Source organism: Flavobacterium sp. KACC 22763 (genome assembly GCF_028736155.1).
GTDB lineage: Bacteria > Bacteroidota > Bacteroidia > Flavobacteriales > Flavobacteriaceae > Flavobacterium.
The window spans coordinates 4747656-4774561 of record NZ_CP117879.1 but is presented as its reverse complement, the minus strand read 5'-3'; the positions used below and the strand labels follow the sequence as shown (position 1 = coordinate 4774561).

21 protein-coding genes are annotated in these 26906 nt (G+C 32.5%); 12 read left to right on the top strand and 9 right to left on the bottom strand.

Going from position 1 to position 26906, the window contains the following annotated elements:
• Positions 1 to 137: 137 nt before the first annotated feature.
• The 6 genes from PQ463_RS20110 (at position 138) to rpe (ending at position 8923) form a co-directional block, all read left to right on the top strand.
• Complete coding sequence (locus PQ463_RS20110) at positions 138 to 881, top strand: hypothetical protein (protein WP_274255205.1); 744 nt, start codon at positions 138 to 140, stop codon at positions 879 to 881.
• A complete protein-coding gene (locus PQ463_RS20105; RefSeq protein ID WP_274255204.1) occupies positions 882 to 3668 on the top strand; it encodes a TonB-dependent receptor in 2787 nt (928 codons plus the stop codon).
• Positions 3669 to 3672: 4 nt separating this feature from the next.
• Positions 3673 to 4902: a DUF4249 domain-containing protein gene (locus PQ463_RS20100; RefSeq protein ID WP_274255203.1), complete on the top strand. Its 1230-nt coding sequence runs from the start codon at positions 3673 to 3675 to the stop codon at positions 4900 to 4902.
• 17 nt (positions 4903 to 4919) lie between these two features.
• On the top strand, positions 4920 to 6710 hold the full coding sequence (locus PQ463_RS20095) for a hypothetical protein (protein ID WP_274255202.1): 1791 nt from the start codon (positions 4920 to 4922) through the stop codon (positions 6708 to 6710).
• A 173-nt stretch (positions 6711 to 6883) separates the two neighbouring features.
• Entirely contained in the window at positions 6884 to 7747 is an 864-nt protein-coding gene (locus PQ463_RS20090; protein WP_007804760.1) for a sigma-70 family RNA polymerase sigma factor, read from the top strand.
• A gap of 513 nt (positions 7748 to 8260) precedes the next feature.
• The gene (rpe, locus tag PQ463_RS20085) at positions 8261 to 8923 is read left to right on the top strand and encodes a ribulose-phosphate 3-epimerase (RefSeq protein WP_274255201.1); all 663 of its coding nucleotides are present in this window, start codon (positions 8261 to 8263) and stop codon (positions 8921 to 8923) included.
• A 66-nt stretch (positions 8924 to 8989) separates the two neighbouring features.
• Here rpe and glsA read toward each other — a convergent pair whose 3' ends face one another.
• The 3 genes from glsA to PQ463_RS20070 form a co-directional block, all read right to left on the bottom strand.
• On the bottom strand, positions 8990 to 10000 hold the full coding sequence (gene glsA / locus PQ463_RS20080) for a glutaminase A (RefSeq protein ID WP_274255199.1): 1011 nt from the start codon (positions 9998 to 10000) through the stop codon (positions 8990 to 8992).
• 59 nt (positions 10001 to 10059) lie between these two features.
• Complete coding sequence (locus tag PQ463_RS20075) at positions 10060 to 10845, bottom strand: DNA/RNA non-specific endonuclease (RefSeq protein ID WP_274255198.1); 786 nt, start codon at positions 10843 to 10845, stop codon at positions 10060 to 10062.
• A 91-nt stretch (positions 10846 to 10936) separates the two neighbouring features.
• On the bottom strand, positions 10937 to 13120 hold the full coding sequence (locus PQ463_RS20070) for a carboxy terminal-processing peptidase (RefSeq protein ID WP_274255197.1): 2184 nt from the start codon (positions 13118 to 13120) through the stop codon (positions 10937 to 10939).
• A gap of 212 nt (positions 13121 to 13332) precedes the next feature.
• Here PQ463_RS20070 and surE point away from each other — a divergent pair, with 212 nt between their 5' ends.
• The 5 genes from surE to PQ463_RS20045 all read left to right on the top strand — a co-directional run bounded on the left by surE (position 13333) and on the right by PQ463_RS20045 (position 18133).
• Positions 13333 to 14112: a 5'/3'-nucleotidase SurE gene (gene surE / locus PQ463_RS20065; RefSeq protein ID WP_008466485.1), complete on the top strand. Its 780-nt coding sequence runs from the start codon at positions 13333 to 13335 to the stop codon at positions 14110 to 14112.
• A complete protein-coding gene (locus PQ463_RS20060) occupies positions 14105 to 14374 on the top strand; it encodes a hypothetical protein (protein ID WP_274255196.1) in 270 nt (89 codons plus the stop codon). The genes surE and PQ463_RS20060 overlap by 8 nt, the downstream gene beginning before the upstream one ends.
• Positions 14375 to 14438: 64 nt before the next feature.
• Positions 14439 to 15560 (top strand): lipid-A-disaccharide synthase, encoded by a 1122-nt coding sequence (lpxB, locus tag PQ463_RS20055; RefSeq protein WP_274255195.1) that lies wholly within the window; start codon positions 14439 to 14441, stop codon positions 15558 to 15560.
• A 6-nt stretch (positions 15561 to 15566) separates the two neighbouring features.
• Positions 15567 to 16052 carry a C40 family peptidase gene (locus PQ463_RS20050; RefSeq protein ID WP_274255194.1) on the top strand — a complete coding sequence of 162 codons (486 nt, stop codon included), beginning with the start codon at positions 15567 to 15569 and terminating at the stop codon, positions 16050 to 16052.
• Positions 16053 to 16102: 50 nt separating this feature from the next.
• On the top strand, positions 16103 to 18133 hold the full coding sequence (locus PQ463_RS20045) for a ComEC/Rec2 family competence protein (protein WP_274255193.1): 2031 nt from the start codon (positions 16103 to 16105) through the stop codon (positions 18131 to 18133).
• 3 nt (positions 18134 to 18136) lie between these two features.
• On the opposite strand, the gene PQ463_RS20040 is transcribed toward PQ463_RS20045, so the two are convergent.
• The 6 genes from PQ463_RS20040 to PQ463_RS20015 form a co-directional block, all read right to left on the bottom strand.
• The gene (locus tag PQ463_RS20040; RefSeq protein WP_274255192.1) at positions 18137 to 18586 is read right to left on the bottom strand and encodes a thioredoxin domain-containing protein; all 450 of its coding nucleotides are present in this window, start codon (positions 18584 to 18586) and stop codon (positions 18137 to 18139) included.
• Positions 18587 to 18849: 263 nt separating this feature from the next.
• On the bottom strand, positions 18850 to 19302 hold the full coding sequence (locus PQ463_RS20035) for a thioredoxin domain-containing protein (protein ID WP_111426046.1): 453 nt from the start codon (positions 19300 to 19302) through the stop codon (positions 18850 to 18852).
• Positions 19303 to 19517: 215 nt separating this feature from the next.
• Complete coding sequence (locus PQ463_RS20030) at positions 19518 to 19985, bottom strand: thioredoxin family protein (protein ID WP_111426045.1); 468 nt, start codon at positions 19983 to 19985, stop codon at positions 19518 to 19520.
• 47 nt (positions 19986 to 20032) lie between these two features.
• Positions 20033 to 21517 carry a peptide MFS transporter gene (locus PQ463_RS20025; protein ID WP_111426044.1) on the bottom strand — a complete coding sequence of 495 codons (1485 nt, stop codon included), beginning with the start codon at positions 21515 to 21517 and terminating at the stop codon, positions 20033 to 20035.
• A 3-nt stretch (positions 21518 to 21520) separates the two neighbouring features.
• Positions 21521 to 23197 (bottom strand): peptide MFS transporter, encoded by a 1677-nt coding sequence (locus PQ463_RS20020; protein WP_201998893.1) that lies wholly within the window; start codon positions 23195 to 23197, stop codon positions 21521 to 21523.
• Between the two features lie 37 nt (positions 23198 to 23234).
• Positions 23235 to 25406 (bottom strand): S9 family peptidase, encoded by a 2172-nt coding sequence (locus tag PQ463_RS20015; RefSeq protein WP_274255191.1) that lies wholly within the window; start codon positions 25404 to 25406, stop codon positions 23235 to 23237.
• A gap of 180 nt (positions 25407 to 25586) precedes the next feature.
• On the opposite strand from PQ463_RS20015, the gene PQ463_RS20010 reads away from it, so the two are divergent.
• Complete coding sequence (locus tag PQ463_RS20010; RefSeq protein WP_274255190.1) at positions 25587 to 26900, top strand: hydroxymethylglutaryl-CoA reductase, degradative; 1314 nt, start codon at positions 25587 to 25589, stop codon at positions 26898 to 26900.
• The last annotated feature ends 6 nt before the right edge of the window (positions 26901 to 26906 follow it).

Genomic DNA, 26906 nt, shown 5'->3' with positions numbered 1-26906 from the left:
AAAATATACTATGAATATAATTTAAAACCAATTCTATAGAATTTTTATTACATTTTAACACTATAGCGTGATTTTTATAACATTTTTTTAATACTTTTGGAACCATCAATCCAAAAACAAAAAAAATCACATTTCCTTTGAAAAATCACAAAAAAAAAGCGATTTACCTATCGTTATTTGCAAGCCTGTTAAACATATCGTATCTACATTCACAATCTGCTGAAAAATCCTCATTATACGATTACTTCGACCAAACAGTCGGAAAAGACAATTTAAATATTAACAACGGAATAGTTCATAGCGAACCTTTTCGACCAATTGCTGGTAAAAACAGATATTATACTGAAGAGTTTAATATTGGTGATATCAGTTTTGAGGGACAGATTTATTCTAGCGTTAATCTTAAATATGATATTCTTCTTGATCAAGTCATCTACAAACAGAATGGCTCTTCAGAAAATTTGCCAATCAACCTAATTACCGAAAAAGTTGATTATTTCTTTATCAAAAATAAAAAGTTTGTCAACCTTAAAGAAGAATCGGTAAAATTTCCTTCTATCATAAAAGGGTTCTATGAAGAAACATACATTGGAGACAATGTTTCTCTCTACACCAAACATACTAAAGAAAAAGTAAAATCTCTTCAAGCAGATTTAATCTACTATAATTTCATTTATAAAATAGGTTACGTTTTAAAATACAACAACTACTTCTATAAAGTTGAAACAGAAAAGGATTTTAAGAAAATTTTCCCTAATTATAAAAAGGAAATAAACAATATCTACAAAACCGACAAAAAATTAGAACATTCCAATAAAGCTCAATTCATGGAAAATCTAACGAAACAAATCAATGGTCTTTTAAAAAAAAGTTCTAATTAAATGAAAAAAATTACTCTTATTCTATTTTTATTCTCCTTTCAACAAATTATATACTCCCAAGTAATTAGTGACAAAATAACGGTTGAATTTAAAAATGCAAACATAAAAACTGCTATTCAAGATATTGAAAAAGTATCTTACTACAAATTCTATTTTGATGAAAAATGGTTTGAAAACGACAGTGTTTCTATAACCAAACAATATAAAGAAGTTAAAATTGGTGAAGTTCTTGAAGATGTTTTTCAGAACACAAGCTTTAACTTTTATATTTCTGAAAACAAAGTTATAGTAACCAATAACAGTATTATTTATAGCCAATTGCCTGATGATTATTTTGGAGTTCCTCTCGAAAGAGACGAAAACGGACAAATAACAACTCCTATATTCTATCAGCAATATGATTCGATAAAAAAGACAAACTCAAGAAATCCAAATAAAAATATTCGGGATCTTGTTCTTATTGGTAAAGAAGTTAAAAATCAAAAAAAGAAATCTACTTATACATTGTCTGGCTTCATACGAGGTGGAAAAAACAATTCAGCACTTGCCAATGTTGTCGTAAAAATACCAAATTCTGAATTCTCAGCTGTAACAGACAAAAAAGGATTTTACAGCCTGCAAGTTCCAGGAGGATTAAATGTTGTAGAAACCGAAAGTTTCTCTTATAACAAAGTCACCAAAAATATAATGGTTTATAATGATGGTTCATTAAACCTTTCATTAACAGACAATATAAACCAACTGGACGAAGTACTTATTAAAACCAATAAAAGCAAAAGTGCAAAATCTGCTATAACTGGAGTAACCACAATTGATTCTGAAGGAATTAAAAACGTTCCTTTGGTTCTTGGCGAGCGAGATATCCTTAAAGTTGCTTTAACCATGCCTGGAATAAAAACGGCTGGAGAAGGTTCTGCTGGATTTAATGTTAGAGGAGGTAAAGAAGATCAAAATTTATTTTTATTAGATCACGCTACATTATACAATCCATCACATTTCTTTGGATTTTTTACTGCTCTAAATCCTTATACAACCAAAAAAGTAGACATCTACAAAGGAAGTATTCCAGCTGAATTTGGAGGTAGGCTATCATCTGTTTTTGACATTTCATCAAAAAGCGGAAATGTAAACGAATTTCAAGGGGAAGGCGGTATTGGTCCTGTAACCAGTAATTTAATGGTTTCAACTCCTATTGTAAAAGGAAAATCTAGTTTAGTCGCAGGAGGAAGAGCAACTTATTCAGATTATATCTTAAAAACCTTAGATGATGAAAATTTAAAAAATAGCCAAGCTTCGTTTTACGATTTAATTTTAAAGTACAATCATAAAATAAATGCTAATAATGATATTGAATCTACCTTATACTACAGTCACGATAAATTTAGTGTCTCTTCAGATTCTTTATACAAATACAGCAACAGATTGGCAACTTTAAAATGGAATCACACTTTTAATGAAAAAAATAAAGGTTCTTTGATCGTTACCAATAGCGAATACAAATTCAACATTGATTACCAGTCTGAAGGAGTTAATAATTTTGATTTTGGCTATAAAATCAATGAGACTCAGGCGATGCTGAAAATGAATTATCTATATAGCGAAAAACACAAATTCAGCTATGGTCTTTCAACAAAATTATATTCTGTTGACCCAGGGTATTTGAATCCTACAAACCCTCAATCGACATTAGTTCCTATTGATGTTGAAACAGAAAAAGGATTAGAATCTGCAGCATATATTGGCGATAATTTTAAAATAAGCGATAAATTCTTACTTGACTTTGGCTTACGTTATTCAACTTTTGCTGCCTTAGGAAAATCCACTCAGCGAATTTATGAAGACAATGTTCCTATAAGCGATGCAACTGTAATTGACACAAAAACATACGGCAATAACGAAGTAATTAAAAGATACGGAGGCTTAGAGCCTAGAATTGCCGCTAGATATTTCCTTACAGACGATTTTTCTGTTCGTGCAAGTTATGACAAAACATATCAATACATTCATTTATTATCAAACAACACAACGCAGTCTCCGACTGACATTTGGAAACTTTCAGATTTGAATGTTAAACCAGAAAGCGCGCAGCAAGTTTCTTTAGGCTTCTACAAAAACCTAAAAGGTGGTGATATCGAGCTTAGTTTGGAAGGCTATTATAAAAGATCTAAAAATATTCTAGATTATAAAGTTGGAGCAGAATTATTGCTTAACGAAAATATTGAAACCGAACTTTTGCAAGGCGAAGGAAAAGCGTATGGTGTCGAAGTATTAGTTAAAAAACAGGTTGGAAAATTAAACGGATGGCTTGGCTACACTTATTCAAGATCATTGATAAAACTTGACAGTCAGTTTCAGCAGGAAAAAGTAAATGACGGAAAATATTTTGCTTCCAATTTTGACAAGCCGCATGACTTCAGTGCAGTTTTAAACTACAGAATTACTAAACGTTATAGTTTTTCTAGTAATTTTATTTATCAAACAGGAAGACCAATTACATATCCGATTGGAAGATACGATTACGGCAATGAGCAATATACTGTATATAGTGACCGTAACAAATTTAGAATTCCAGATTATTACAGACTTGATATTGGTTTGAACATCGAAGGAAATCATAAAATCAAAAAGTTAGCGCATAGTTTTTGGAATATTTCGGTTTATAATGTTTTAGGAAGAAACAATCCTTATTCTGTATTTTTTGTTACAGACAAAGGACAGATTAAAGCTTACAAAACATCTATTTTCTCTATTCCAATTCCAAGTATTACCTATAATTTCAAGTTTTAAAATCATGAAAAAATATCTATATAAAATATCACTATTATTACTTCTAACAGTTACTATTAGCAGCTGTACGGAGCAATATGTTTTTCAAAATACGGATTTTGAAAGCGCTCTCGTAGTTGAGGGAACTATAACAAACGAACTTAAAAATCAAACCATCAGACTTTCTCAAGTTTATCAGCTTGAAGAAAGCGGTCCAAGGCTTGAAAAAGGAGCAAATATTTTTATTACTGACGATAAAGGCAACGAATATCAATTTGAAGAAAAAGATACAATCTATTCTTCTATAACACCTTTCAGAGCTGAGCCAGGAAGAAAATACCAATTAAGAATTAAGACAAGAGAAGGCAAAAACTACACTTCTGACGAACAGGTTTTAACAACCGAAACCAAAATTGACAATATTACTGCAACGGCAGAAAATCTAAATGGGGAAAGAGGTGTGCAGATTAATGTAAACAGTTTTGAACCAACTAATACTTCAAAATATTATCGTTACGAATACACTGAAACTTACAAAATTGTTGCGCCAGTATGGAGCAGTCAGGAAACCGTGATCGTTAGTTTTCCTGCTATTCCAGCAAACCCAGACCAAGATTTTCCGGGCTCACCAGCAGGTGAAGATATTTTGGTAAGACTGAGAAACCGAGAAACTAGAACCTGTTTTTCTACTAAAAAATCAAATGATATTATTTTACATAACACTAACAGCCTTAGCGAAGATCGCGTGCATTTCCCTGTACGTTTTATTAGCAACCAAAACTATATAATTTCTCACCGTTATTCCATCTTCGTAAAGCAGTATGTTCAAAATCTAGCCGCATATACCTATTACAAAACTTTGAAAGATTTATCATCATCAGGTGGTGTCCTTTCTCCAAAACAGCCTGGTTTCTTTTATGGAAACATAAAATCTGTCGAAAATCCATCTGAAAAGGTTATTGGCTTCTTTGAGGTTTCCTCTGTTTCTTCAGAAAGAATTTTCTTCAATTATGCAGATTTATTTCCAAAAGAACCTTTGCCTCCATATTATGAAAGTGATTGCGTCGTAAAAGATTTTGCAGATTGCGAAGGCCTTCCTCCTTGCGCGAGAAATCAATTGCGCGGAGGAATTAAATCAAAAGAATTAGTATTTGTATCGACTGATTATAATGGTAATTACGGAATGGTAAAACCAGCTTGTGGAGACTGTACCTCATTTTCTTCTAATATCGTTCCTCCTTTTTGGGTAGATTAATCTTTTTTAAAAAATTCATGAAACACCTTTCTATATATAATCAGAATAATATTTCAATTAGAATCAAGCATTTGCTGTTTTTGATGCTTTTGTTTATTCAAATTGATTTTGCTTGCGCCCAAAGTTTGCAAAACAAGAATTCATTTCCTGACACTTCGGCTCAAGAAACCATTTTTATACATTCAAACACCACTACTTTTTTGACTGGTGAGACATTATATTTCAAATTATATTGTCTTAATCCATTAAACAACAAAGTTAGTGCAATTAGCAAAATTGCTTATGTTGAATTGATTGACAGTGAAAAAAAATCGCTTCAAAAAAACAAAATATTCCTTGACAAAGGAATTGGAACTGGAGACTATTTTATACCTACAACATTAAAAACAGGAAATTACAAAGTTGTAGCTTATACAAAATGGATGCTTAATAATGTGCATTCTCAGAAATATGAAATTGATATTTTCATCATTAATCCATTTCAGACTCAAGAACCGAATGACAATATCACATTTGACATTACCAATCCTGCAAAATCGAATACCGTAATTCAAACTACAAATTCTAGCGCTGCAAATGATAAAAGAATAGATTTTGTTTTTGATAAAGAAAGCTACTATACAAGAGAAAAAGTCAGCTTACAATTAAAGCATTTGACTGAAACTATTGAAAAAGGAAATTATTCTGTTTCAATACGAAAGACAGATCAAATTCCAACATTACAACAATTAACAGCTTCGGAGTTTGCAAAAAAAACTACTGAGAACTATGTTAATACTCCAAACAGTTTAAATTATATTCCAGAAATTAGATCTGAATTAATTACTGGAAACTTAACTTCAAAAAACAACCGAGATATTGCCAACAAATCAATTGCATTATCTCTGCCTGGAAAAGAATATGTTTTAAAAATTGTTAAAACAAATGCTCAGGGAAAATTTGCGTTTTTACTTGATCAATTTCCAAATTTTCCAAATGCCATTTTACAGGTAATTGATGAAAACCGAAATGATTATACAGTCAATCTTGATCCATTTCCAAAATTTGATGCTTCTTCATTACAATTCACTTCAAAACTGAATTTGTCACCAGAATTAAAAAAAGATATTGAAGAAAGATCTACAGCAAGCCAGATTCAAAATGCTTATTACCAAATTAAAAAAGACAGTTTGGTTACAGAGGCCGTTATGAATCCATTTTTTACTACAATTGAAAAATCTTATGTTTTAGACGATTATACTCGATTTCCAACTTTAAAAGAAAACATAGTCGAAGTTATTGTAGAACTTTATTATAGAAGAAATAACGGCAAATATCAGCTCCATATAAGAAATAATCAAAAAGATTTAGAAATGTATGGCCCTCCATTGGTACTTGTTGATGGACTTTTAATTCAAGATCCAAGTGATCTTTTTGACTATAACATGGCAAATGTCAGTAGGGTTAGTTTAATAACAGAGCCTTATGTATATGGACCAAATCTGTATGGCGGATTAGTTAGCTTTGAAACCAAAAACAATGAATTTTCAGAAAATTATATGAAGAAGTATCTGAAGACGACTGAAATCCAGCGCCCTAATCCAGAAAAAGTATATAATAATCCTGATTACGCGCCTGGAAATAAATTACAAAGAGTTCCTGATTACAGATACCAACTGTTATGGAAACCAGATATTAAACTAGACACAAAAGAAGAAACTTTATCATTTTACACTTCTGATATTAAAGGAAATTTTGAAGTTATTCTAGAAGGCTTTACCGAAAATGGACAGCCTATATACGTTTCAAAAAATATTACTGTAAAATAATTCACATAAAAGACAAAAAAACAAAGGCCTTGATTACATTGTAAATCAAGGCCTTTGCAATTTAACACAATTAAAATTTTCAATTTATAAAAATAAAACATTCTTTTTTGTAACTTTTTCGATACTCTATACGTATAACCATTTGTACACTTTAAAAATAGGGAGACAACAACATGAGACAACTTAAAATCACCAAGCAGGTAACTAATCGTGAAACTGCATCGTTAGATAAATATCTACAAGAAATTGGAAAAGTTGACCTAATTACCGCTGATGAAGAGGTAGAATTAGCACAAAGAATAAAGGCTGGTGATCAAAGAGCTTTAGAAAAACTAACAAAAGCCAACCTACGTTTCGTAGTATCTGTGGCTAAACAATATCAAAATCAAGGATTAACTCTTCCTGACTTAATTAATGAAGGAAACTTAGGTTTAATTAAAGCGGCTCAACGTTTTGATGAAACTCGTGGTTTTAAATTCATTTCTTACGCTGTATGGTGGATTCGTCAATCGATTCTTCAAGCTTTAGCTGAACAATCTCGTATTGTACGTTTACCATTAAATAAAATTGGTTCTATCAATAAAATCAACAAAATGTACGCTTTATTAGAGCAATCTAACGAGCGTCCGCCTTCTGCTGAGGAAATTGCAAAAGAACTTGACATGACTGTAAACGACGTAAAAGAGTCTATGAAAAACTCTGGACGTCACCTATCTATGGATGCACCTCTTGTTGAAGGTGAAGATTCTAACCTTTATGACGTATTACGTTCTGGCGAATCTCCAAATCCAGATAGAGAATTAATTCACGAATCTCTTCGTACTGAAATCGAACGTTCTTTAGAAACATTAACTCCAAGAGAGGCAGATGTTGTTCGTTTGTATTTTGGACTTGGTGACCAACACCCAATGACTCTTGAAGAAATTGGTGAGACTTTCGACCTAACTCGTGAGCGTGTTCGTCAGATTAAAGAAAAAGCAATCCGCAGATTGAAACACACTTCTAGAAGTAAAATCCTTAAAACTTATTTAGGATAAACAATATTAAATTTCAATATTTAAAACCCCAAATTCCAATCTAATTGGGATTTGGAATTTATAACTTGGAATTTTACCCCAAACAACAGTTTGATTGACTGTTCGTTTTTTGATTGATGATTGAAACTCCGGCTGATTACCGGAGTTTTTTATTTTTTAGTATTGAGCTGAAATGTTTGTAACGCAGAGTACACAAAGATTTTTCGCAAAGTCCGCTAAGTTTTCTAGGCTATATTTTAATAGAGTAAAGAGAACACAAAGCTTTGTGAACTTTGCCTTCTCAAATAATTTCAAACAGAAACTTTGTGAACTTTGCGAAAAAACTTTGCGCTCTTTGCGTTTAAATAACTAAGCACAGCATAAAAAAACTTAGCGGACTTTGCGAAAAATCTTTGCGCGCTTTGCGTTTAAATAACTAAGTACAGTAAAAAACCTCGCGAACTTTGTGTAATTCTTAGCGAACTTTGCGGTTAAACTTTATCTTTGCAATAAAAACAACACACAACAAACACAATGAAAAACACACTTATTGCTCCTTCAGTTCTTGCTGCCGATTTTGGTAATTTACAGCGCGATTCAGAAATGATTAACAATAGTCAGGCAGATTGGTTTCATATTGATATTATGGATGGCGTTTTTGTTCCAAATATCTCTTTCGGAATGCCAGTTTTAGAAGCAATTTCAAAACATGCCAAAAAATATATCGATGTACATTTAATGATTATCGATCCAGATCGTTACATTAAAACTTTTGCAGATTTAGGCGCAAATGGTTTAACCGTACATTACGAAGCTTGTACACATTTACACAGAACACTACAAGCAATTAAAGCAGAAGGAATGAAAGCTGGAGTTGCCATGAATCCTCATACCAATGTTGACTTATTAGAAGACGTTATTAATGACATCGACGTAGTTTGCATAATGAGCGTAAATCCAGGATTTGGCGGACAATCATTCATTGAAAATACTTACGACAAAGTAAAGAAACTAAAAGCACTGATAACACGCAAAAACGCTTCAACACTAATAGAGATTGATGGAGGTGTGACCAGCAAAAATGCTAAACAATTAGTAGAAGCTGGCGCAGATGTTTTAGTAGCCGGAAGCTTTGTTTTTAAAGCCGAAAACCCAACAGAAACCATAGCTGATTTAAAAAGTCTTACTGCTTTTTAAATTTTCAAAAACAAAAAAGAAAAGTCCAAAAAATAATTTTGGACTTTTCTTTTTCTTACTTAAAACCTATTTAGGTTCAATCCAATAAGGATTTGCTTTAAGTTTTTCTACAACATATTGGATCACTTTCTGCGCTTTCAAACTATTTCCAGATTCATCTAATGGTGGTGAAATAACAGCAATTCCAAATTTACCTGGACATACTGCCAATATTCCTCCTCCAACACCACTCTTTGCTGGAAGTCCCGAATTAAAAAGCCAAATTCCAGAATTATCATAGAGACCTGCAGTTGCCATTACAGGTAAAGTATACATTACAGTTGTCTGACTAACCACCTTATTCTTTGTAACAGGATTAACGCCTCCATTTGCCAATGTAGCCGCCATTGTAGCGAGATCCTTTACATTTACATTCAATGCGCACTGTTTCGTATAAAGATCTGTTGCTTGGGCTGGATCAAAATATATTCTGTTATAAGCCAATAACAAATGTGCAATAGCTTGATTTCTCAAATTATCACTAGCCTCACTTATATAAACAGGACCATTTATAGAAAGTTGTCTTCCTGCAAAATCACTCTGAATTTTCTGGATTTCTTTCCATTTTGCGACAGAATCATTACCTCGAATAAGACTCGTGGTTGCAATAGCTCCAGGATTTACAAGAGGATTAATTTTATCACCTTTATGCATTTCAACAGCAACAATAGAATTAAACGGCAATCCAGTTGCATTTACCCCTATTTTTTCTTGCAAAAATTGTGACCCTTCTTGTTCAATTACTTTTGCCAACGTAAATACTTTCGATATACTTTGAATGGAGACCATCGACGTTATATCGCCTTTTGTATATACGGCTCCATCTGCAGTAACAAGCGCAATACCAAAAATGTTTGGATCAACATTGGCTAGCTCTTTAATATAGTCGGCATTTTTACCTTCTTTTAAATCTTTAAACTTATCAAAGGCATCATTAAGCGTATTTTCTATATTCTTTTTATTCAGTATTGTTTGGCTATAGCCGTGGTTTATGATAAAAGAAATCATTAAACCAACAAAAATCATTTGTTGCTTCATTTTAAAAAAAGGCATTCTTATTTCTATTCTGGATTAATTTATGGGTAAACAGTATTTAATTAAAAATCCTTACTGTTTTTTAAGTTTTTAAGATTTGGGAAGAAATCAATTCCAGTCATTTTTTCTAAAGTTTCGATTGGAACAACAAAATCATAGATGGATTTATCACTTTTTTCGTTTGGAACCAAGAAAGCAATTGCTTTGTGTTCTTTGCCAGATTTAGCTAAAACAATTTTATAAAAATATTTAGGAACCGCAACTTTCTCTGTTCCAATTTTTTTATCAGAATCTTTCGCAATTCCTCCAGTTACTACGTAAATATCATTGTATTTTCCTGCCCAATAGCGCGTCTTCTGCTCTATTCTATTCCAAATTCCGGCATTAAATTCTTTTTTCTGGGGAGAAATATTCGACGTATAAAAAGTATCATTATATGCCTCTTTACTAAACTCCATATCTCCTGCAGGACAAAGATGGCCTTTATCGTAACCTGATTTTTTATAATTTCTCCAATCGGCTGAGCCTGTCGTTACTTTTGGATCTTCTATAAAGTAAGGTCTTTTGTAATCATTATTTTTTAAATATTCTTTTTTCAATTCGTAAGCCACCCATTCTGCCTGTTCAAACTTTTCATTATAAGAAAGTGTGTAATACTGGTGTTTTACAATTTGTTTAGTTGTTGAAGTTGGGAGATAAGCAACTGTGTATAAAGAATCTTTGTGAGTCGAATTTTCTTTAAAAGAAACCACTTCATTACTATTTACCTCTTCCTTAATTTCCGTATTTTCTTTTTTACACGACAGTAATACAAAACTCAGCAAAACCAAACCTAAACAACCTTTCATATTTCTATTTTTAAAAGCGAACTTACAAAAAAACGCTCCATAAATTCAAAATTTATAGAGCGTTTTTAAACAAATTAAATTCTTCTCGAACTTAAGACTTCACTAGTTTATCCTTTTTCATTTTAGGATTAACTGTATTTTTTACCAAACTTTTTGTTTGCAAATCATCCAATACATTTAAAGCCTCTTCTACATACACATCTTTAGATAATGCTTGGTGCCATGCATCTCTTTTCTCTTTTAAAGAAGCATCTGCTTTCATTTCTTCATCTTCATACGGAAGCGATTTAAAAATCAGATCGTTTTTGTAATCAGAAATTGGTTTATATTTTTTTCCTTCGTTTTCAACTTGTTCTTGAGTTTCTTTAAAACTCTTAATATTCAAGCTGTAAACATTTTCTTTGTTCTTAACATCAATCCATTTCGCATTATCATCAATTAATTTAAATTGAGGATTTTGAGCGATTCTGTTTTTACTATTCATGATTGCTTTATTGAAATTCTCAGTTGAATTCCAAGTGCTATAATCTGCTGGATCAATTTTATCCCACGGCATTGCATTATCAATATCTCTCTCACCCATTTTTAGGTAAGCATAACGATCTGGCATTACCACATCACTATGAACACCTTCTAGCTGAGTCGAACCACCGTTAATTCTATAGAATTTCTGTCCTGTAATTTTCAATGCTCCAAGATCTCCATAATTTGCATTACGAACAAACTGATTCAAATCTAATACATTCTGTACAGTACCTTTTCCGTAAGTTTGCTTACTTCCGATAATAATACCGCGTTTGTAATCCTGAATTGCAGCTGCCAAAATCTCAGAAGCCGAAGCGGAAAAACTGTTTACCATGATAACCAATGGACCATCCCATTCGATTTTTTTATCTTTATCATATAAAACTTCTTTCTTTTTACCTGCAGATTTTACCTGAACGATTGGTCCGTCTTCAATAAATAAACCAGCAATGTCAACTACTGTAGAAAGAGATCCTCCACCGTCATCACGAACGTCTAAAACAATACCATTAACGTTTGCTTGTTTCAATCTTTCTACCTCGCGTGCAATATCTTTTCCGGCATCACGACCGTCTTTATTTTCAAAGTCGATATAGAATTTCGGAAGATAAATTACTCCATATTTCAAACCGTTTTTCTCAACCACACTAGATTTAGCGTATGTTTCTTCAATTTCTACAACATCACGAATGATAGAAATTACTTTGATAGAACCATCTACTTTTTTAACCGTCAGTTTTACTTCAGTTCCTTTGTGTCCTTTAATTTTCTTCACAACATCATCCAAACGCATACCCACAACGTCAACTGGTTCCTCATTTCCTTGAGCAACTTTTAGGATTAAATCTCCTGCTTCTAGTTGTTTTCCTTTCCAAGCTGGACCTCCAGAAATTAATTCATCAATTTGAGTAAAGTCGTTTTTCTTAGTCAAACGAGCTCCAATACCTTCTAGTTTTCCACTGATATTTACATCAAAACGATCTTTTTCTTCTGGTGCAAAATAGCTTGTATGCGGATCAAAACGAGCCATAATAGAATTCAAATACACTGAAAACCAGTATTCTCTATTCAAATCTTTAATTACGCTAAAATTATCATCTAGAGATTTTAAAGAACTTTCGCGTGTTTCTTTTTCTAAAGTTTCAAAAGATTTTTCTTTGTAAGCCGGATCTTTTTTCTTCTTTTCTTCTTCAATTTTTTGTTTTGTAACTAAAGAAGAAAGAGTCGACAATTTGATTTGTTTTCTCCATCTTTCATTAATCTCATTTAAGTTTTTTGCGTACGGCATTTTCTCATAATCCGCATCAAAATTCTCATCTACATTGTAGTTAAATGGCTGAGCCAAAATCGTTTTGTAACGTTTTTTACTTTCTTCCATACGCTTCATCAACCTTGTATAAGTAAGGTTAAAGAAAGTAATATCTTTATTCAAAAACTGATCATCAAGCATTAATTCATACTGCTTAAATTCGTCAATATCTGATTGAAGGAAGAATCTTTTTGATGGGTCTAAAGCATCGATGTAATCCTTGAAAATACCTTTTGAAAACTCATCATTTATTTCCGCTGGACTATAATGCCCTTTTTCAATAACAAATGCTAGTAATTCTAAAAGTGTCTTATCTCTGTTCGGATCTGGGTCGATTGTCCTATCGGCATTCATCTTAAATGCAAATAATGTAAGCGATAAGCACAATACGGCTATGAGTATCTTATAATTTCTTTTCATAAACTTTATAATAGCATTCATCAATTTTTTTATCTAAGTTACGTTAAAAACTATGCCACGAGAGCTAACGCTTCGATAATTTTTTGTTAAAGATATAAAAATGTTTAATTCGTAAAAAAGTTCTTTACCTTAGTTGACAAATTTTACAGTATTTGTGACTTCTCGCAAATAATTGTGATTAATTTTGTTCTTAAAATCCTACAATTGTTAAAACTACACATAATATTTATTATATGAAAGCTGAGAAACCACTAATATTAGTAACAAACGATGATGGTATTTTGGCACCTGGAATTAGAGCCCTTATTAGCGTTATGGAAACCATAGGCGATGTCATTGTTGTTGCGCCAGACAAACCTCAAAGCGCAATGGGACACGCAATCACTGTCAACAATACTTTATTTATAGATAAAATTTCAAAAGATGATGACACAATTGCAGAGTACAGCTGTTCTGGAACTCCTGTTGATTGTGTAAAACTGGCAGTAAACGAAATCTTGAAACGTAAACCTGACTTATGCGTTTCGGGAATAAATCACGGATCAAACTCTTCTATCAACGTAATTTATTCAGGAACCATGAGCGCGGCTGTCGAAGCTGGTATAGAAGGCATTCAGGCAATCGGATTCTCTCTTTTGGATTTTGATTGGAATGCTGATTTTGAACCGATCAAGTCTTTCGTAAAAAAAATTGCTTTAGAAACTCTAGCCAACAAACTGCCTCCAGGAGTAGTTTTAAATGTCAACTTTCCAAAATTAAAGGAATCTGAAATTAAAGGAATTAAAGTTTGTCGTCAAGCGAAAGCGTATTATGCACAGAAATTTGACAAAAGACAAACTCCTTTCGGAAAAGATTATTACTGGCTCGCGGGTAAATTTGTAAACGAAGATAAAGGCGAAGATACCGACGAATGGGCTTTGGCAAACGGATACATTTCGGTAGTTCCTGTACAATTTGACCTGACTGCCCACCACTCTATTCAGCAACTTAATACTTGGAAATTAAATGACTAAAGAAATACTGATTGGTTTTATTATCGGAATTTTTACAGCTCTTTTAGGAAGCTATTTGTTTATCACTTTTTTTACCACATTTGAAATTTCGCAAGGATTTCAAATGATTCGAGAATACGGATATCTTGGAAAAATAATTACTATAGGAACACTTTTAGATCTTGCCGTATTTGCTATTCTTCTTAAAAGAGACAAAGAATATATGGCTCGAGGCGTAATTTTAGCCGTGATTGTATTGGCAATTTCGACATTAGTTATTTAAATCTTATCTTTGCTAAGTTCCCTTTTATGGGTTACAACTTTAGCACATTTACAAAAAAACCAACATGAAATATTACATAATTGCAGGAGAAGCCTCTGGAGATTTACATGGTTCAAACTTAATGAAGGCATTATATGTTGAAGATCCAGAAGCAGAAATTAGATTTTGGGGTGGAGACTTAATGCAGAAAGCAGGTGGAACTCTGGTAAAACATTATCGCGATCTAGCTTTTATGGGCTTTATTGAAGTGGTTTTCAATTTAAAAACCATTTTAAACAATATTAAAATCTGTAAAAAAGACATCACAGAATTTAAACCAGACGTGATTATTTTTATTGATTATCCGGGTTTTAATATGCGAATTGCAAAATGGGCTAAAGAATTGGGCTATAAAACACACTATTATATTTCTCCTCAAATTTGGGCTTGGAAAGAAAACAGAATTAAAGCTATCAAACAAGACGTTGATAAAATGTATGTGATTTTGCCTTTTGAGAAAAGTTTCTACGAAGACAAACATCATTTCCCTGTAGATTTTGTTGGACATCCGCTTATTGATGCGATTCAGAATCAGCCTGCTTTTGATGAAGCTTTGTTTAGAAAAGAAAATAATCTAGGAGAAAAACCAATCATTGCAGTTCTTCCTGGAAGCCGTAAACAGGAAATCACCAAAATGTTGAGCGTGATGCTGAGCGTTGTGGATGATTTTCAGGATTACGAATTTGTTATTGCTGGCGCTCCAAGTCAGGAATACGAATTTTATCAGCAATTTTTAAAAAACAAAAACATTGCATTTATTTCAAATAAAACGTACGATTTGCTTCGTTCTTCGACAGCTGCATTAGTAACTTCTGGAACTGCCACTCTTGAAACAGCGCTTTTTAAAGTACCTGAAGTGGTTTGCTATAAAGGAAGCGAAGTTTCATATCAAATTGCAAAAAGAATTATCACTTTAAAATATATTTCTCTTGTCAATTTGATTATGGATCAGGAAGTTGTGACTGAATTGATTCAAGGAGATTGCAACAAAAAACGAATCAAAGAAGAGCTTCAAAAATTATTAGAGCCTGGTCATCGCAATAAAGTGCTACAAAATTACGATATATTAGAACAAAAATTGGGCGGAGTTGGTGCAAGTAAGAACACTGCAAAACTCATTGTTGCCGATTTAAAACAAACTAATTAATCTATTTTGAAAAGAATACTCCTTTTTCTCCTTTTAGCAATTGCTTTTACTTCTTGTAAATCAACCTCTTCGGTCGTAACCAAAAATGAATCAAAAAAAGAAAACAAAGTTTTAGCAAATAATCTGGTAGAAAAAGCGACCGATAACATTGGCGTTCGTTACAAAGCTGGAGGAACTACAAAAAATGGATTTGATTGTTCTGGATTAGTCTATAGTACTTTTGAAAGCGAAAGTATCAATCTTCCTAGAAGTTCTTATGAGCAGGCAAAAATTGGCAAAGTAGTTCCGTTAAATGATGCCAAAAAAGGTGATTTAATTTTCTTTAAAACCAACAAAAGCCGACAGATTAATCATGTTGGATTAATTACAGAAGTCAATTCTGATGAAGTAAAATTTGTGCATTCCTCAACCTCAAAAGGAGTAATTATTTCTTCTACTAAAGAACCTTATTACAAAAACTCTTTTGAACAAGTAAACAGAGTCCTTCCGTAAAAGAATATTTTTTTATTATTTTTCTTACAAATATTTAATACTTTTATACCATGAAAGTATTAGATTTTCCGTTAGTAAAAATTACAGTTGCCTTTGTACTCGGCATAATTGCTTCTTATTATCTCCATTTTTCCATTTCTCTGATCACTTTATCAGTTTCAATTAGTTTTATAGGATTTTGCGGAGCTTTCTTTTGGAATTTAAAACCTAATAAAAAAACGATATTGCTCGGAAGCTTGAGTTACATTGTATCTTTCTGTATTGGCGCACTAACACTTCTATGCCATACCCAAAACCTTCAAAAAAGCAATTACGCACATTGCCAGACAGCTTTTAAAAACCCTCAAACCGTAACATTAATTTTAAGAGAAAAACTAAAAAGTAACGATTACAGTGATCGCTACATTGGTCTTGTAAAAACAATATCAGGAAAAGCCTATACTGGAAAAATAATTGTAAATATTCAGAAAGACAGCTCTCAAAATCGTTTAATAATAGGAAATAGTATTAAACTTGAAACTGTACTTCAGCAAAATAATCCCAGTAAAAATCCTAATCAATTTGATTACAGCAGGTATTTGGCCGACAAACAAATTTATGCACAGATCTATTGTCAGAAGAAAGATATTCTGGTTAGCAAAAATATTCAAAAAGACATTTGGTATTATTGCGCCAAACTGCATTCCAGAATAATTTCCAATCTCGAAAAATCAAAATTCAATAAAGCAGAAATGAATGTTGCTCTGGCTTTAATTTTAGGGCAGCAACAGGAGATTTCACAAGATATTATTCAGGATTATCAATATTCTGGCGCAACGCATATATTATCTGTTTCAGGGCTGCATGTGGGCTTTATAATGCTTTTCATCACTTTTATTCTCAAACCTATTCCAAACACAAAAAAGGGTTCCTTTTTTAAACTAACTTCAATTCTAATTTCTTTAGCTGGTTTTGCCGTAATTTCGGGCTTATCTCCTTCGGTTCTGAGATCTGTAGTGATGTTCTCATTTGTTGCAATTGGGAGTCATTTACGCCGAAACGGCAATATCTATCACACTTTATTAGTTTCTATTTTATTGATATTACTTTTTGAACCGTATTTTTTATTTGATGTTGGTTTTCAATTAAGTTATATCGCCTTATTCTTTATTCTTTGGTTACATCCTATTCTAAAAAACATTTATAAACCAAAGAATAAATTGACAGTTTATATCTGGGAAGCTCTCACAGTTTCTTTTGCAGCACAAATTGGCACTTTGCCTTTATGCCTTTATTATTTCCATCAATTTCCAGGCTTATTTTTTGTCACAAACATCATTATACTTCCTGTTTTATCTTTTATTATGATTGCAGGAATCGTCGTTATGATTATCGCCATTTTTACAAGTCCGCCATTATTCATTACAATGATTTTTGAAAAAAGCATTTATTTTCTAAATCTCATGATTCATATTGTAGCATCTGTCGATTCATTTGTCATTAGAGATATCAGCTTCAATTTTTATCATCTATGGGCATTCTCACTCTTTATAATTGGCACCATAATCTGGATTAAAAAACCAAGCTTTAACAAATTGACATTGATATTTACCTCAATTATTTTGATCCAAATTTCTTTTATTTTAACTAAAGTTGAAACCGAAAAAAAAGAAGAATTGATTGTTTACAATGAAAAAAGCAATACCCTTATTTCTGAACGTTCAGGAAGAAATATTACACTTTATACCCGAGATACAATTCAAAAGGACATCAATAAAAGAAATATAAATTCTTATCTCGTTGGAAACTCAATCAACTTGACTAAAATTCAAGAGATTAAAAATGTGCTTTACTTTAAAAACACTAAAATTCTAATAATTGACAGCACTAAAACTTTCTCAGAAAAAATTCAGCCAGATATTTTAATCCTTACTCAAACCTCAAAAATAAATCTGGATCGAGTGTTAGAGAATATTCATCCAAAAATTGTTATTGCAGATGGTTCTAACTCCAATTCAATTCAGAAATACTGGAAAAAAAGCTGTCTTAAAAAAAATATCCCTTTCCATTCGACAAAAGAAAAGGGATATTATCAATTTTAGTTTTTATTCTGGATTTATAATCGAATTAGATTCTGAAATCCAAGATTTAACACCAGAACCTGTATAGGCTATAAGTCCTAATTTATTAAAATTTGTTTTTCCCTTTCTGACCGTTACTTCGGAAAAACATACTTGAGGAATATCTTCGATACCAAAAGCGTTCTTCAACATTAGATTTTGTTCTTTAACAGCATCAGATGCAGAAGGATCAGAAAGATCAAGTTTTACCAGGATAACATTTTTGCGCGACCATTCTTCAAAATCTCGGGTGGCAAAAATTTCATTTTGCAGCTGAGGACTTACTCCTTGAGCAGTAAAGAAAATCAGTAATGGTATTCTTTTTTCTGCACTCACAGTTACAGCGTCATTGATGTCGGTTTTCCAGATTATATTTTGAGAATTCACACAAAATGGACTTAAAAATAATAGTAGGATAAGTAGTTTTTTGGGCATATAATTTTGGTTTTGGTTATGTTAATAAAACTAAAATAATACAAAAACAGAATTCAATAAAGATTTTAAGCCATTAAAAATCAACTTCTAAGAATTAAAATCAAATTGATAATTTATGAGTCTATTTTTAATAAATGTAAAAAAAACACTATTTAAAATAATCAAATTCGCGATTTGCTCTCTTAAGAGCAAAAAAAATCCCCTTCTGCAAAACAGAAAGGGGACTAAAAAAAATTAAAATAAAAGTCGAATGAAATCGTTTACTATTCTACTGGATGCAAAATTGCATTTGATTCTGCAATCCAAGCTTTTGCTCCTCCAGGTTTATAGGCTATTTTTCCTAAAGCACTAAATGTCGTTTTGTTTTTTCTTACTGATGCCATTGCGAAACATACTTCTGGAAGATCTTCAACTCCAAATGCATTTTTCAATTTTACATTTTGTTCGCGATCGCTATCTGATGCATTCATATCAGATAAATCCAACTTTACTAAGACCACGTTGTCTCGTGACCAAACAGCAAAATCGGGTGTTTTAAAGACTTCATTTTGAAGATTTTCTGGTACACCTGAGGCAGTGAATAAAATCAGCATTGGTTTTTTCTGGTCATTACTTATAGCAATAGCATCTGTCATGTTTGTTCTCCATGCTAAGTTTTGTGCTTGCATCATAAATGAACCTAAAAAAAACAGTAGGATAAGTAATTTTTTAGTCATATAAATTGGTTTTGGTTAGATTAGCAAGACGAAATTAACATTATATTTTAATTATCCAAATTATATTAATACAAAAAATACATTATGTGTTTTTTTACATATAATAAAATAAAAAATACTCAATTTAAAGGATTTTTTATAAAGAATTTTTCTTACTAAACAAAAAAGGTCCCTTACTCTGTAAGGGACCTTTTGATTTTTTATCAAATTAAAATTTACATTTTCTTTGGATGCACTATTCCTTCTGCAACAGTTAACCACGCTGATGGACCACCGGCAACATATCCTGTTTTACCAAGACCTTTAAAGTTAACCCTACCATCTTTCGTTTCTGCACTAGTAAAGAAAACTGTTGGAAAACCTTGAATTCCGAAAGCTTGCTGCAATTCGTTATTCTGGCTTTTAAGCTCTGGTGTTTGAGGAACAGATCTAGGATAATCTAACTCAACTAAAACCACATTATCTGTTGCCCATTTTTTAAACTCTGCAGTCTTTAAAACTTCATTTTGCAAACGAATACACCATCCACACCAATCACTACCTGTAAAAAACATCAGCATCGGCTTCTGTTCTTTATTACTTACAGTAATTGCTTCTCTAACATCTGTATACCATTTTAATTCTTGTGCCTGAAGATTTGCAGCACCGATTAAAAACAAAGCAATAAGTACTATTTTTTTCATAATGAGAAATTTTATACAAATTTATGCAAAAACTAAATACAATATAATTATTTAACTTCTTGCATTAATCTTCTAATTAGTGGAGTCAAAACAATTAATGCAATACCTGCAACTAACGAATACACTGCTAATTGATAGTATCCATCTGTATAAGCAATAAGTTTAGACATTAATGTAGTTCCTGTATTAGCATCAGATATTTCAGCTCCCAATTTTCCAGCGGCAAACTGACCAAATGCGCTTGACAAGAACCATAATCCCATCATCATTCCAAACAATCTCTTAGGCGATAATTTTGTAATTACTGACATTCCGATTGGACCGATACACAACTCTCCGAGCGTATACACAAGATATCCTAAAGCAAAAACATCAAGAGAACTTAATCCATCTTGGTTTACAAAAAATCTAGCTGTGTAAAAAATAAAGAATCCTGCGGCAAGCAAAACAAAAGACAAACCAAACTTAATAACAGTATTAGGTTCAATCTTTCGCTTGGCCATAAATATCCATAACAATCCTACCAATGGGCTAAAAATAACAACATACAATGAATTGATACTGTTATTTACCACGTTTGGATCAATGTGGAAAAACAATAGCTTGTTAGATAAATTATCTTTTGCAAACAAAGACAATGAACCTCCTGATTGCTCAGAAATTGCCATAAACATAAAATATCCAAAAATGAATACAAATGCAGCCAAAAGTTTTCGCTGCTGTTTTCCATCCTTCAACATGATCAGCTCATATGCAAAATACAGTAATGCTACTATTCCCATAGTATACATAAAGTACTCCGTAAAATCAGAATTGATAACCATTATGTAAACAAATGGTATTACAACAAAAGAACCTACATATACGGCGATTTCGTAAAGATTACGCTTTTTAGGCTCATGTTTTTCTAACGGAGAATTTCCAATTGGCGCTAAATGTTTTTTAGTCAAAAGAAAAGTTATAACTCCTATAATCATTACAATTGCAGCCGAAAGGAAACAAAGACTCCAAGAATAGTTCTTTCCTAAATAAATAGGAATCGCTCCTCCAAGCATCCCTCCTATATTAATTCCCGCGTAAAACAGTCCGTAACCAGCATCACGACGACCGTCGTTTTCATGATACAACTCTCCTACCATCGAAGAAACGTTTGGTTTAAAGAAACCTGTTCCAATAATAGAAAGTGTTATTCCGTAATAAAAGAAATCATGCGGAGAAGCTGCAATAAGCAAGTTTCCTAGAATCATGACAATTCCTCCAAAAAGAAGCGATTTCTTAAAACCTAGTATTTTATCAGCAAAAATTCCACCGATAAAAGTAAATGCATATACAAAAGCCTGAATTGCTCCATATTGCAAATTTGCCTTTCCTTCCACTAAACCTAATTGGTCTACCATAAAAAAAGCTAAAACCCCTCTCATTCCGTAGAAACAGAAACGCTCCCACATTTCAACCAAAAACAAGTACCACAATTGCTTTGGGTACTTGCCTTTAAAATTTTGAATTTCTTCTAAAGTAATATTGTTTTCCATTTTTTATCTAACACCGTGCATTAATTTTTTCAATAGTGGTGTTAAAGCAAATAATAAAATTGCAGCAATACCTGTAAGTACAACAAATACCATAAAGAATTCATATAAATTATGGATTTCGAATCCAGCAAAAATTGGATTTTGTGCACTAATCTGATGATGATCCAACAAAGCCAATTGATCTGCTGAAAGCGTTATTTTTTTATCTAAAACTGCCTGAAGATCGATTCCTAATTCTTTTGCTTTTGCAAATTTATCACCAGTTGCTGGCAAGATAGAACCTAAAGTCCCTCCTAATGCATATCCTGAAGCATTTGACAAAAAGAATACTCCGTATAATAATGACGCGAAACGTTTTGGAGATAATTTACCAACCAATGATAAACCAATTGGAGACAAACATAATTCTGCACATGTATTTAAGAAATATAATAAGATCAACCATTTAACTAATAAAAGCCCTGAAGTTCCGATATAAGAAACCTGAGTCGCAATCATAAAGAAACTCACAGAAATGATCACCAAACCAGCTGCTAATTTTACAGGAGAAATTGGTTCTTTTCCTTTAGCTCTTAAAGTATCCCAAAGAATACTGAAAGGAACTGCTAAAAGCACAACAAACATTCCGTTAAAAATTTGAACCATCGATGGTGGCATTGCCCAACCAAAGAAATGTCTGTCTGTTTGATTATCTGCAATAAAAGTTAAAGATGAACCAGCTTGTTCAAATGCTGCCCAAAAGAAAATAATAAAAAACGATACGATGTAGATTACATAAATTCTATCTCTTTCAACTTTAGTTAAAGACGTGTCTGAAATAATTAATCCTGCTAGCGCTAAACCACTTGAATAAATCAAAGTATAAATTAAGTTCTGACCTACCACATAATGAAAAAAGAATCCTAAAGCGACAAATGCAATTCCTGCACCGATAAGAGCTTTTGTAGAAAAGTTTGCTTGTTGTGCTTCTCCTTCTTCAAAATCTGAAGCATCATTTTTAGAAGGAAGCCCTCCTAATGGTTTTCCTTCTGGAGAAACCACATATTTATTTTTTAAGAAATAGAAAAGAACTGTTCCTAATAACATTGCAGTAGAAGCTGCCAAGAATCCCCATCTGAAAGCGTGAATATCTCTAATTCCACCTGCATCTTTAACATCTCCTAATAAAGGACAGATAGACTGACCTAAAAAAGCTCCGATGTTAATTCCCATATAGAAAATAGTAAAAGCACTATCTAATTTTGTTTTTTCTTGTTTTGGATACAAACTTCCAACCATACTAGAAATGTTTGGCTTGAAGAATCCGTTACCAAAAACAATTACTCCTAATGCAGAGTACATGATGATTTTTGCCAAACCTAAGTTAGATCCAAAAACACTTCCGCTCGTAAACAAAAGCAATTGCCCTATTGCCATTAACAATCCTCCTAATAGGATACAATTTCTATTTCCTAAATAACGGTCGGCAACAAAACCACCTAACATTGGTGTCAAATAACAAAGTCCAAGAAAACCTCCATAAATTAATGACGCTTCCTCTTCCTTCATCAATAATGAATTTACAAGAAATAAAGTCAATAAAGCTCGCATTCCATAAAAATTGAACCGCTCCCACATCTCCGTTCCAAACAATACCCAAAGTCCTTTTGGATGCGCAGTTTTTACTTGAGTTTCTCCCATACTATTTTATTTAATTAGGTTTAATTATATTTTTAGATTATAAATTTTCTTTGATAAAGTTTGTCATTTTGGTATAAAGCTGAACTCTCGTTTTTCCGCCATAAATACCATGATCTTTATCTGGATAAATTTGAGAATCAAATTGTTTATTTGCCTGAATTAAAGCTTCCATCATTTGCATTGTATTCTGAACATGAACATTGTCATCTGCAGAACCGTGAATCAACAAGAACTTTCCTTTCAATTTATCAACATGGTTTATAGGAGAGTTTTGATCATATCCGCTTGCATTTTCTTGTGGAGTCTGCATGTATCTTTCCGTGTAAACACTGTCATAAAATCTCCAGTTTGTAACTGGTGCAACAGCAATTGCCATTTTAAACACATCGTTTCCTTGAAAAATACAGTTAGATGCCATAAATCCACCATAGCTCCATCCGAAGATTCCAATTCTTGAAGCATCAACAAAAGGATAAGCACCAATTACTTTTGCAGCATCAATTTGGTCTTCTACTTCGTATTTACCTAATTCTTTTTGAGTTACTTTTTTAAAATCAGCTCCTTTGTAACCTGTTCCTCTTCCGTCAACACAAGCTACAATGTAACCTTGCTGCGTCAATGAAGCGAACCAGTAATCATTAGAATTATTCCACTGATTTGCCACCTGCTGAGATCCTGGACCTGAATATTGGAACATGAAAACAGGATATTTTTTTGAAGGATCAAAATCTTTTGGTTTTAAAATCCATGCATTTAGTTCATTTCCTTTAGCCGTTTTTAAAACAAAATATTCTTTTGATGGAAGGTCATAAGCTTTCAATCTATCAGCAAGAGCCTGATTGTTTTCGATAACCTGAATTTCTTTTCCTGTTTTAGCCTCATTCAAAGTATACGTTGTTGGCTGTGTATTACTTGAGAAAGTTGTAATAAAGTATTGGAAATTTGGACTGAAAGTCGCTGCACTTGTTCCTGTTTTTGAAGACAAACGCACTTTATTTTTTCCGTCTAAACCAATTCTGTAAAGATCTCTATTGATAGAACCATTTTCTGTAGATTGGTAGAAAATAGTTTTTGTTTTTTCGTCGAAACCGTAATATGAAACCACTTCCCAGTTTCCTTTTGTAACTTGATTTTTAAGCTTTCCGTTTTTATCATACACATAAATATGATTGAAACCGTCTTTTTCGCTAGTCCAGATAAAACTATTGTCTTTTAAGAAAGTCAAATTATCAGTAATATCTACATAAGCTTTATCTTTTTCATTTAAAACTACTTTTGAACTAGAAGTTGTACCATCAATGAACAGTATATCTAAATTATCTTGATGACGGTTTAAAACCTGCGCTGAAAGTACATTTGCATCATTTGTCCATTGCATTCTAGCAATGTAGAAATCATTATATTTTCCTAAATCTACTTTTTTAGTTGCTCCCGCAGCTACATCATAGATATGCAACGAAACTTCTGAGTTTTTTTCTCCTGCTTTAGGATACTTAAAAGTTTCAATTTTTGGATATAAATCTTTATGAAAGATTGACATTGAAAACTCAGGAACCTGGCTTTCGTCAAAACGAATATAAGCTACTTTTTTACTGTCTTTACTCCAATCAAAAGCACGAACAAATGCAAATTCCTCTTCGTAAACCCAGTCAGTAATACCGTTTATAACCGCATTCTTCTTTCCATCTGTTGTTATAGCCGTAGATTTTTTTGATGCTACGTCGTATACATATAAGTTGTTTTCTTTTGCGTAAGCGATTTTAGTTCCGTCAGGTGAAAATGTCGGTTCTTGAATCTGAAAATCAACAAGTTTAATTAGAGATTTTGCTGCGATATCATAAAGGAAATAATCAGCAGTAAATGAGTGACGGAATATTTTATTAGTATTACAAGCAATTAAGATCTTTTTTTCAGAAGCATCAAAGGTGTAGCTGTTAATTCCGCTTGAAAGTTCTTTGTAGTTTTTAGTATCGATAAGATTTGATACTTTTTTTAGTGTAGCAAAATCATATAAATCAATCTGCATACTTCTGCTCGCCTGGTCAACATTTAAAACAGTATATTGATTTGTATTTTTCAGCGATTGCAGTTCATCCATTCCTTTAGCCCGGAAAGTACCGCTAAAAACATTCTCGACAGTTATCTTCTGCTGTCCAAAAACAACTGCAGTTAAGAATAAAAGTACTGCAGTAAATTTGCTTGTATTCATTAGAATTATTTTAAATATAAAAAGAGCCCAATTTTAGTAAAAAAAATAAACATAATACACATTTTAAGTGTTAAATGTTAAAAAAAATAACGATTGCGTACTTTCATGTCTGAAATAGATTGCAATCAAAACTCTTAAAATAGTATCTTTGCCGCAACAATATTATTTAATACATTGAGAATGAACAACGCTGTTGCCGGATTTTCTAAATTATCCAAAAAAGAAAAAATAAACTGGATTGCAAATGAGTATTTTTCAAATCCCGAAGAGGCACAAAATATTATAAGAAATTACTGGAATTCAGACGAAAAGCTTCAGCAACTTCATGATGAATTTATAGAAAACACCATTACAAACCTTTATATTCCACTTGGTGTTGCGCCTAACTTTTTGATCAACGGAAAATACAAAACCATTCCGATGGCAATTGAAGAAAGTTCTGTGGTTGCAGCAGCTTCTAAAGCAGCAAAATATTGGTCAACAAGAGGCGGATTTAAAGCCACCATTATCGATACCGAAAAAATTGGCCAAGTTCATTTTACTTATAGTGGAGATGCAGAAAAATTAAGCCATTTCTTTGACGAGATTAAACCGAAATTCTTTTCAGAAACGCAAAGTATTACCAAAAACATGCAACAACGTGGCGGTGGTATTCTTGATATTAAATTAAAAGACAAAAGAAGTTTACTAGAAAATTACTATCAGCTTCATGCCACTTTTGAAACCAAAGATAGCATGGGAGCTAATTTCATCAATTCTTGTTTAGAGCAATTTGCTACTACCTTAAAAGAAGAAGCCCAAAATTCTGACTTATGTCAAAATGATGAAAAGTTGGAAGTCATTATGAGTATTCTATCTAACTATGTGCCGCATTGCCTTGTTAGAGCTGAAGTTTCTTGCCCTATTCAAGATCTAACAGAAAAACACATTACCAATCCTCAAGAGTTTGCAGAACGTTTTGTTCAAGCCGTACAAATTGCGGAAGTTGAGCCTTTCAGAGCGGTTACACATAACAAAGGCATCATGAATGGCGTAGATGCCGTGATTCTGGCAACAGGAAATGATTTTAGAGCTGTAGAAGCTGGCGTACATGCGTATGCCGCTAAAAACGGACAATATTCAAGTTTATCGCATGCTAAAATCGAAAACGGAATTTTCACTTTTTGGCTTGAAATTCCTCTCGCAGTCGGTACTGTTGGTGGTTTAACTTCTTTGCATCCTTTAGTAAAATTGTGCTTAGAAATTTTAGAAAAGCCTTCTGCTCCAGAGTTAATGGAAATTGTAGCGGTCGCAGGTTTAGCACAAAATTTTGCAGCATTGCGTTCCTTAACTACAACAGGAATCCAAGAAGGCCACATGAAAATGCACCTTAATAATATCATCAATCAATTTGAAGCTACTGATGAAGAGCGTCATTTAATAAAATCACACTTCAAAAAAACAGCCGTTTCTCACAGTGCTGTGGTAGAATTTATTGAAAGTTTAAGAAAATAACAAAAT

What these genes read in the sequence shown, in the direction of transcription:
- PQ463_RS20040 (WP_274255192.1), bottom strand. Translation starts at nt 18,586, where the DNA reads ATGCCCAAAAAACTACTTATCCTACTATTATTTTTAAGTCCATTTTGT.
- rpe (WP_274255201.1), top strand. Translation starts at nt 8,261, where the DNA reads ATGAAAAACACACTTATTGCTCCTTCAGTTCTTGCTGCCGATTTTGGT.
- lpxB (WP_274255195.1), top strand. Translation starts at nt 14,439, where the DNA reads ATGAAATATTACATAATTGCAGGAGAAGCCTCTGGAGATTTACATGGT.
- PQ463_RS20025 (WP_111426044.1), bottom strand. Translation starts at nt 21,517, where the DNA reads ATGGAAAACAATATTACTTTAGAAGAAATTCAAAATTTTAAAGGCAAG.
- PQ463_RS20010 (WP_274255190.1), top strand. Translation starts at nt 25,587, where the DNA reads ATGAACAACGCTGTTGCCGGATTTTCTAAATTATCCAAAAAAGAAAAA.
- PQ463_RS20045 (WP_274255193.1), top strand. Translation starts at nt 16,103, where the DNA reads ATGAAAGTATTAGATTTTCCGTTAGTAAAAATTACAGTTGCCTTTGTA.
- PQ463_RS20095 (WP_274255202.1), top strand. Translation starts at nt 4,920, where the DNA reads ATGAAACACCTTTCTATATATAATCAGAATAATATTTCAATTAGAATC.
- PQ463_RS20105 (WP_274255204.1), top strand. Translation starts at nt 882, where the DNA reads ATGAAAAAAATTACTCTTATTCTATTTTTATTCTCCTTTCAACAAATT.
- PQ463_RS20090 (WP_007804760.1), top strand. Translation starts at nt 6,884, where the DNA reads ATGAGACAACTTAAAATCACCAAGCAGGTAACTAATCGTGAAACTGCA.
- glsA (WP_274255199.1), bottom strand. Translation starts at nt 10,000, where the DNA reads ATGAAGCAACAAATGATTTTTGTTGGTTTAATGATTTCTTTTATCATA.
- surE (WP_008466485.1), top strand. Translation starts at nt 13,333, where the DNA reads ATGAAAGCTGAGAAACCACTAATATTAGTAACAAACGATGATGGTATT.
- PQ463_RS20060 (WP_274255196.1), top strand. Translation starts at nt 14,105, where the DNA reads ATGACTAAAGAAATACTGATTGGTTTTATTATCGGAATTTTTACAGCT.
- PQ463_RS20075 (WP_274255198.1), bottom strand. Translation starts at nt 10,845, where the DNA reads ATGAAAGGTTGTTTAGGTTTGGTTTTGCTGAGTTTTGTATTACTGTCG.
- PQ463_RS20070 (WP_274255197.1), bottom strand. Translation starts at nt 13,120, where the DNA reads ATGAATGCTATTATAAAGTTTATGAAAAGAAATTATAAGATACTCATA.
- PQ463_RS20015 (WP_274255191.1), bottom strand. Translation starts at nt 25,406, where the DNA reads ATGAATACAAGCAAATTTACTGCAGTACTTTTATTCTTAACTGCAGTT.
- PQ463_RS20100 (WP_274255203.1), top strand. Translation starts at nt 3,673, where the DNA reads ATGAAAAAATATCTATATAAAATATCACTATTATTACTTCTAACAGTT.
- PQ463_RS20035 (WP_111426046.1), bottom strand. Translation starts at nt 19,302, where the DNA reads ATGACTAAAAAATTACTTATCCTACTGTTTTTTTTAGGTTCATTTATG.
- PQ463_RS20020 (WP_201998893.1), bottom strand. Translation starts at nt 23,197, where the DNA reads ATGGGAGAAACTCAAGTAAAAACTGCGCATCCAAAAGGACTTTGGGTA.
- PQ463_RS20030 (WP_111426045.1), bottom strand. Translation starts at nt 19,985, where the DNA reads ATGAAAAAAATAGTACTTATTGCTTTGTTTTTAATCGGTGCTGCAAAT.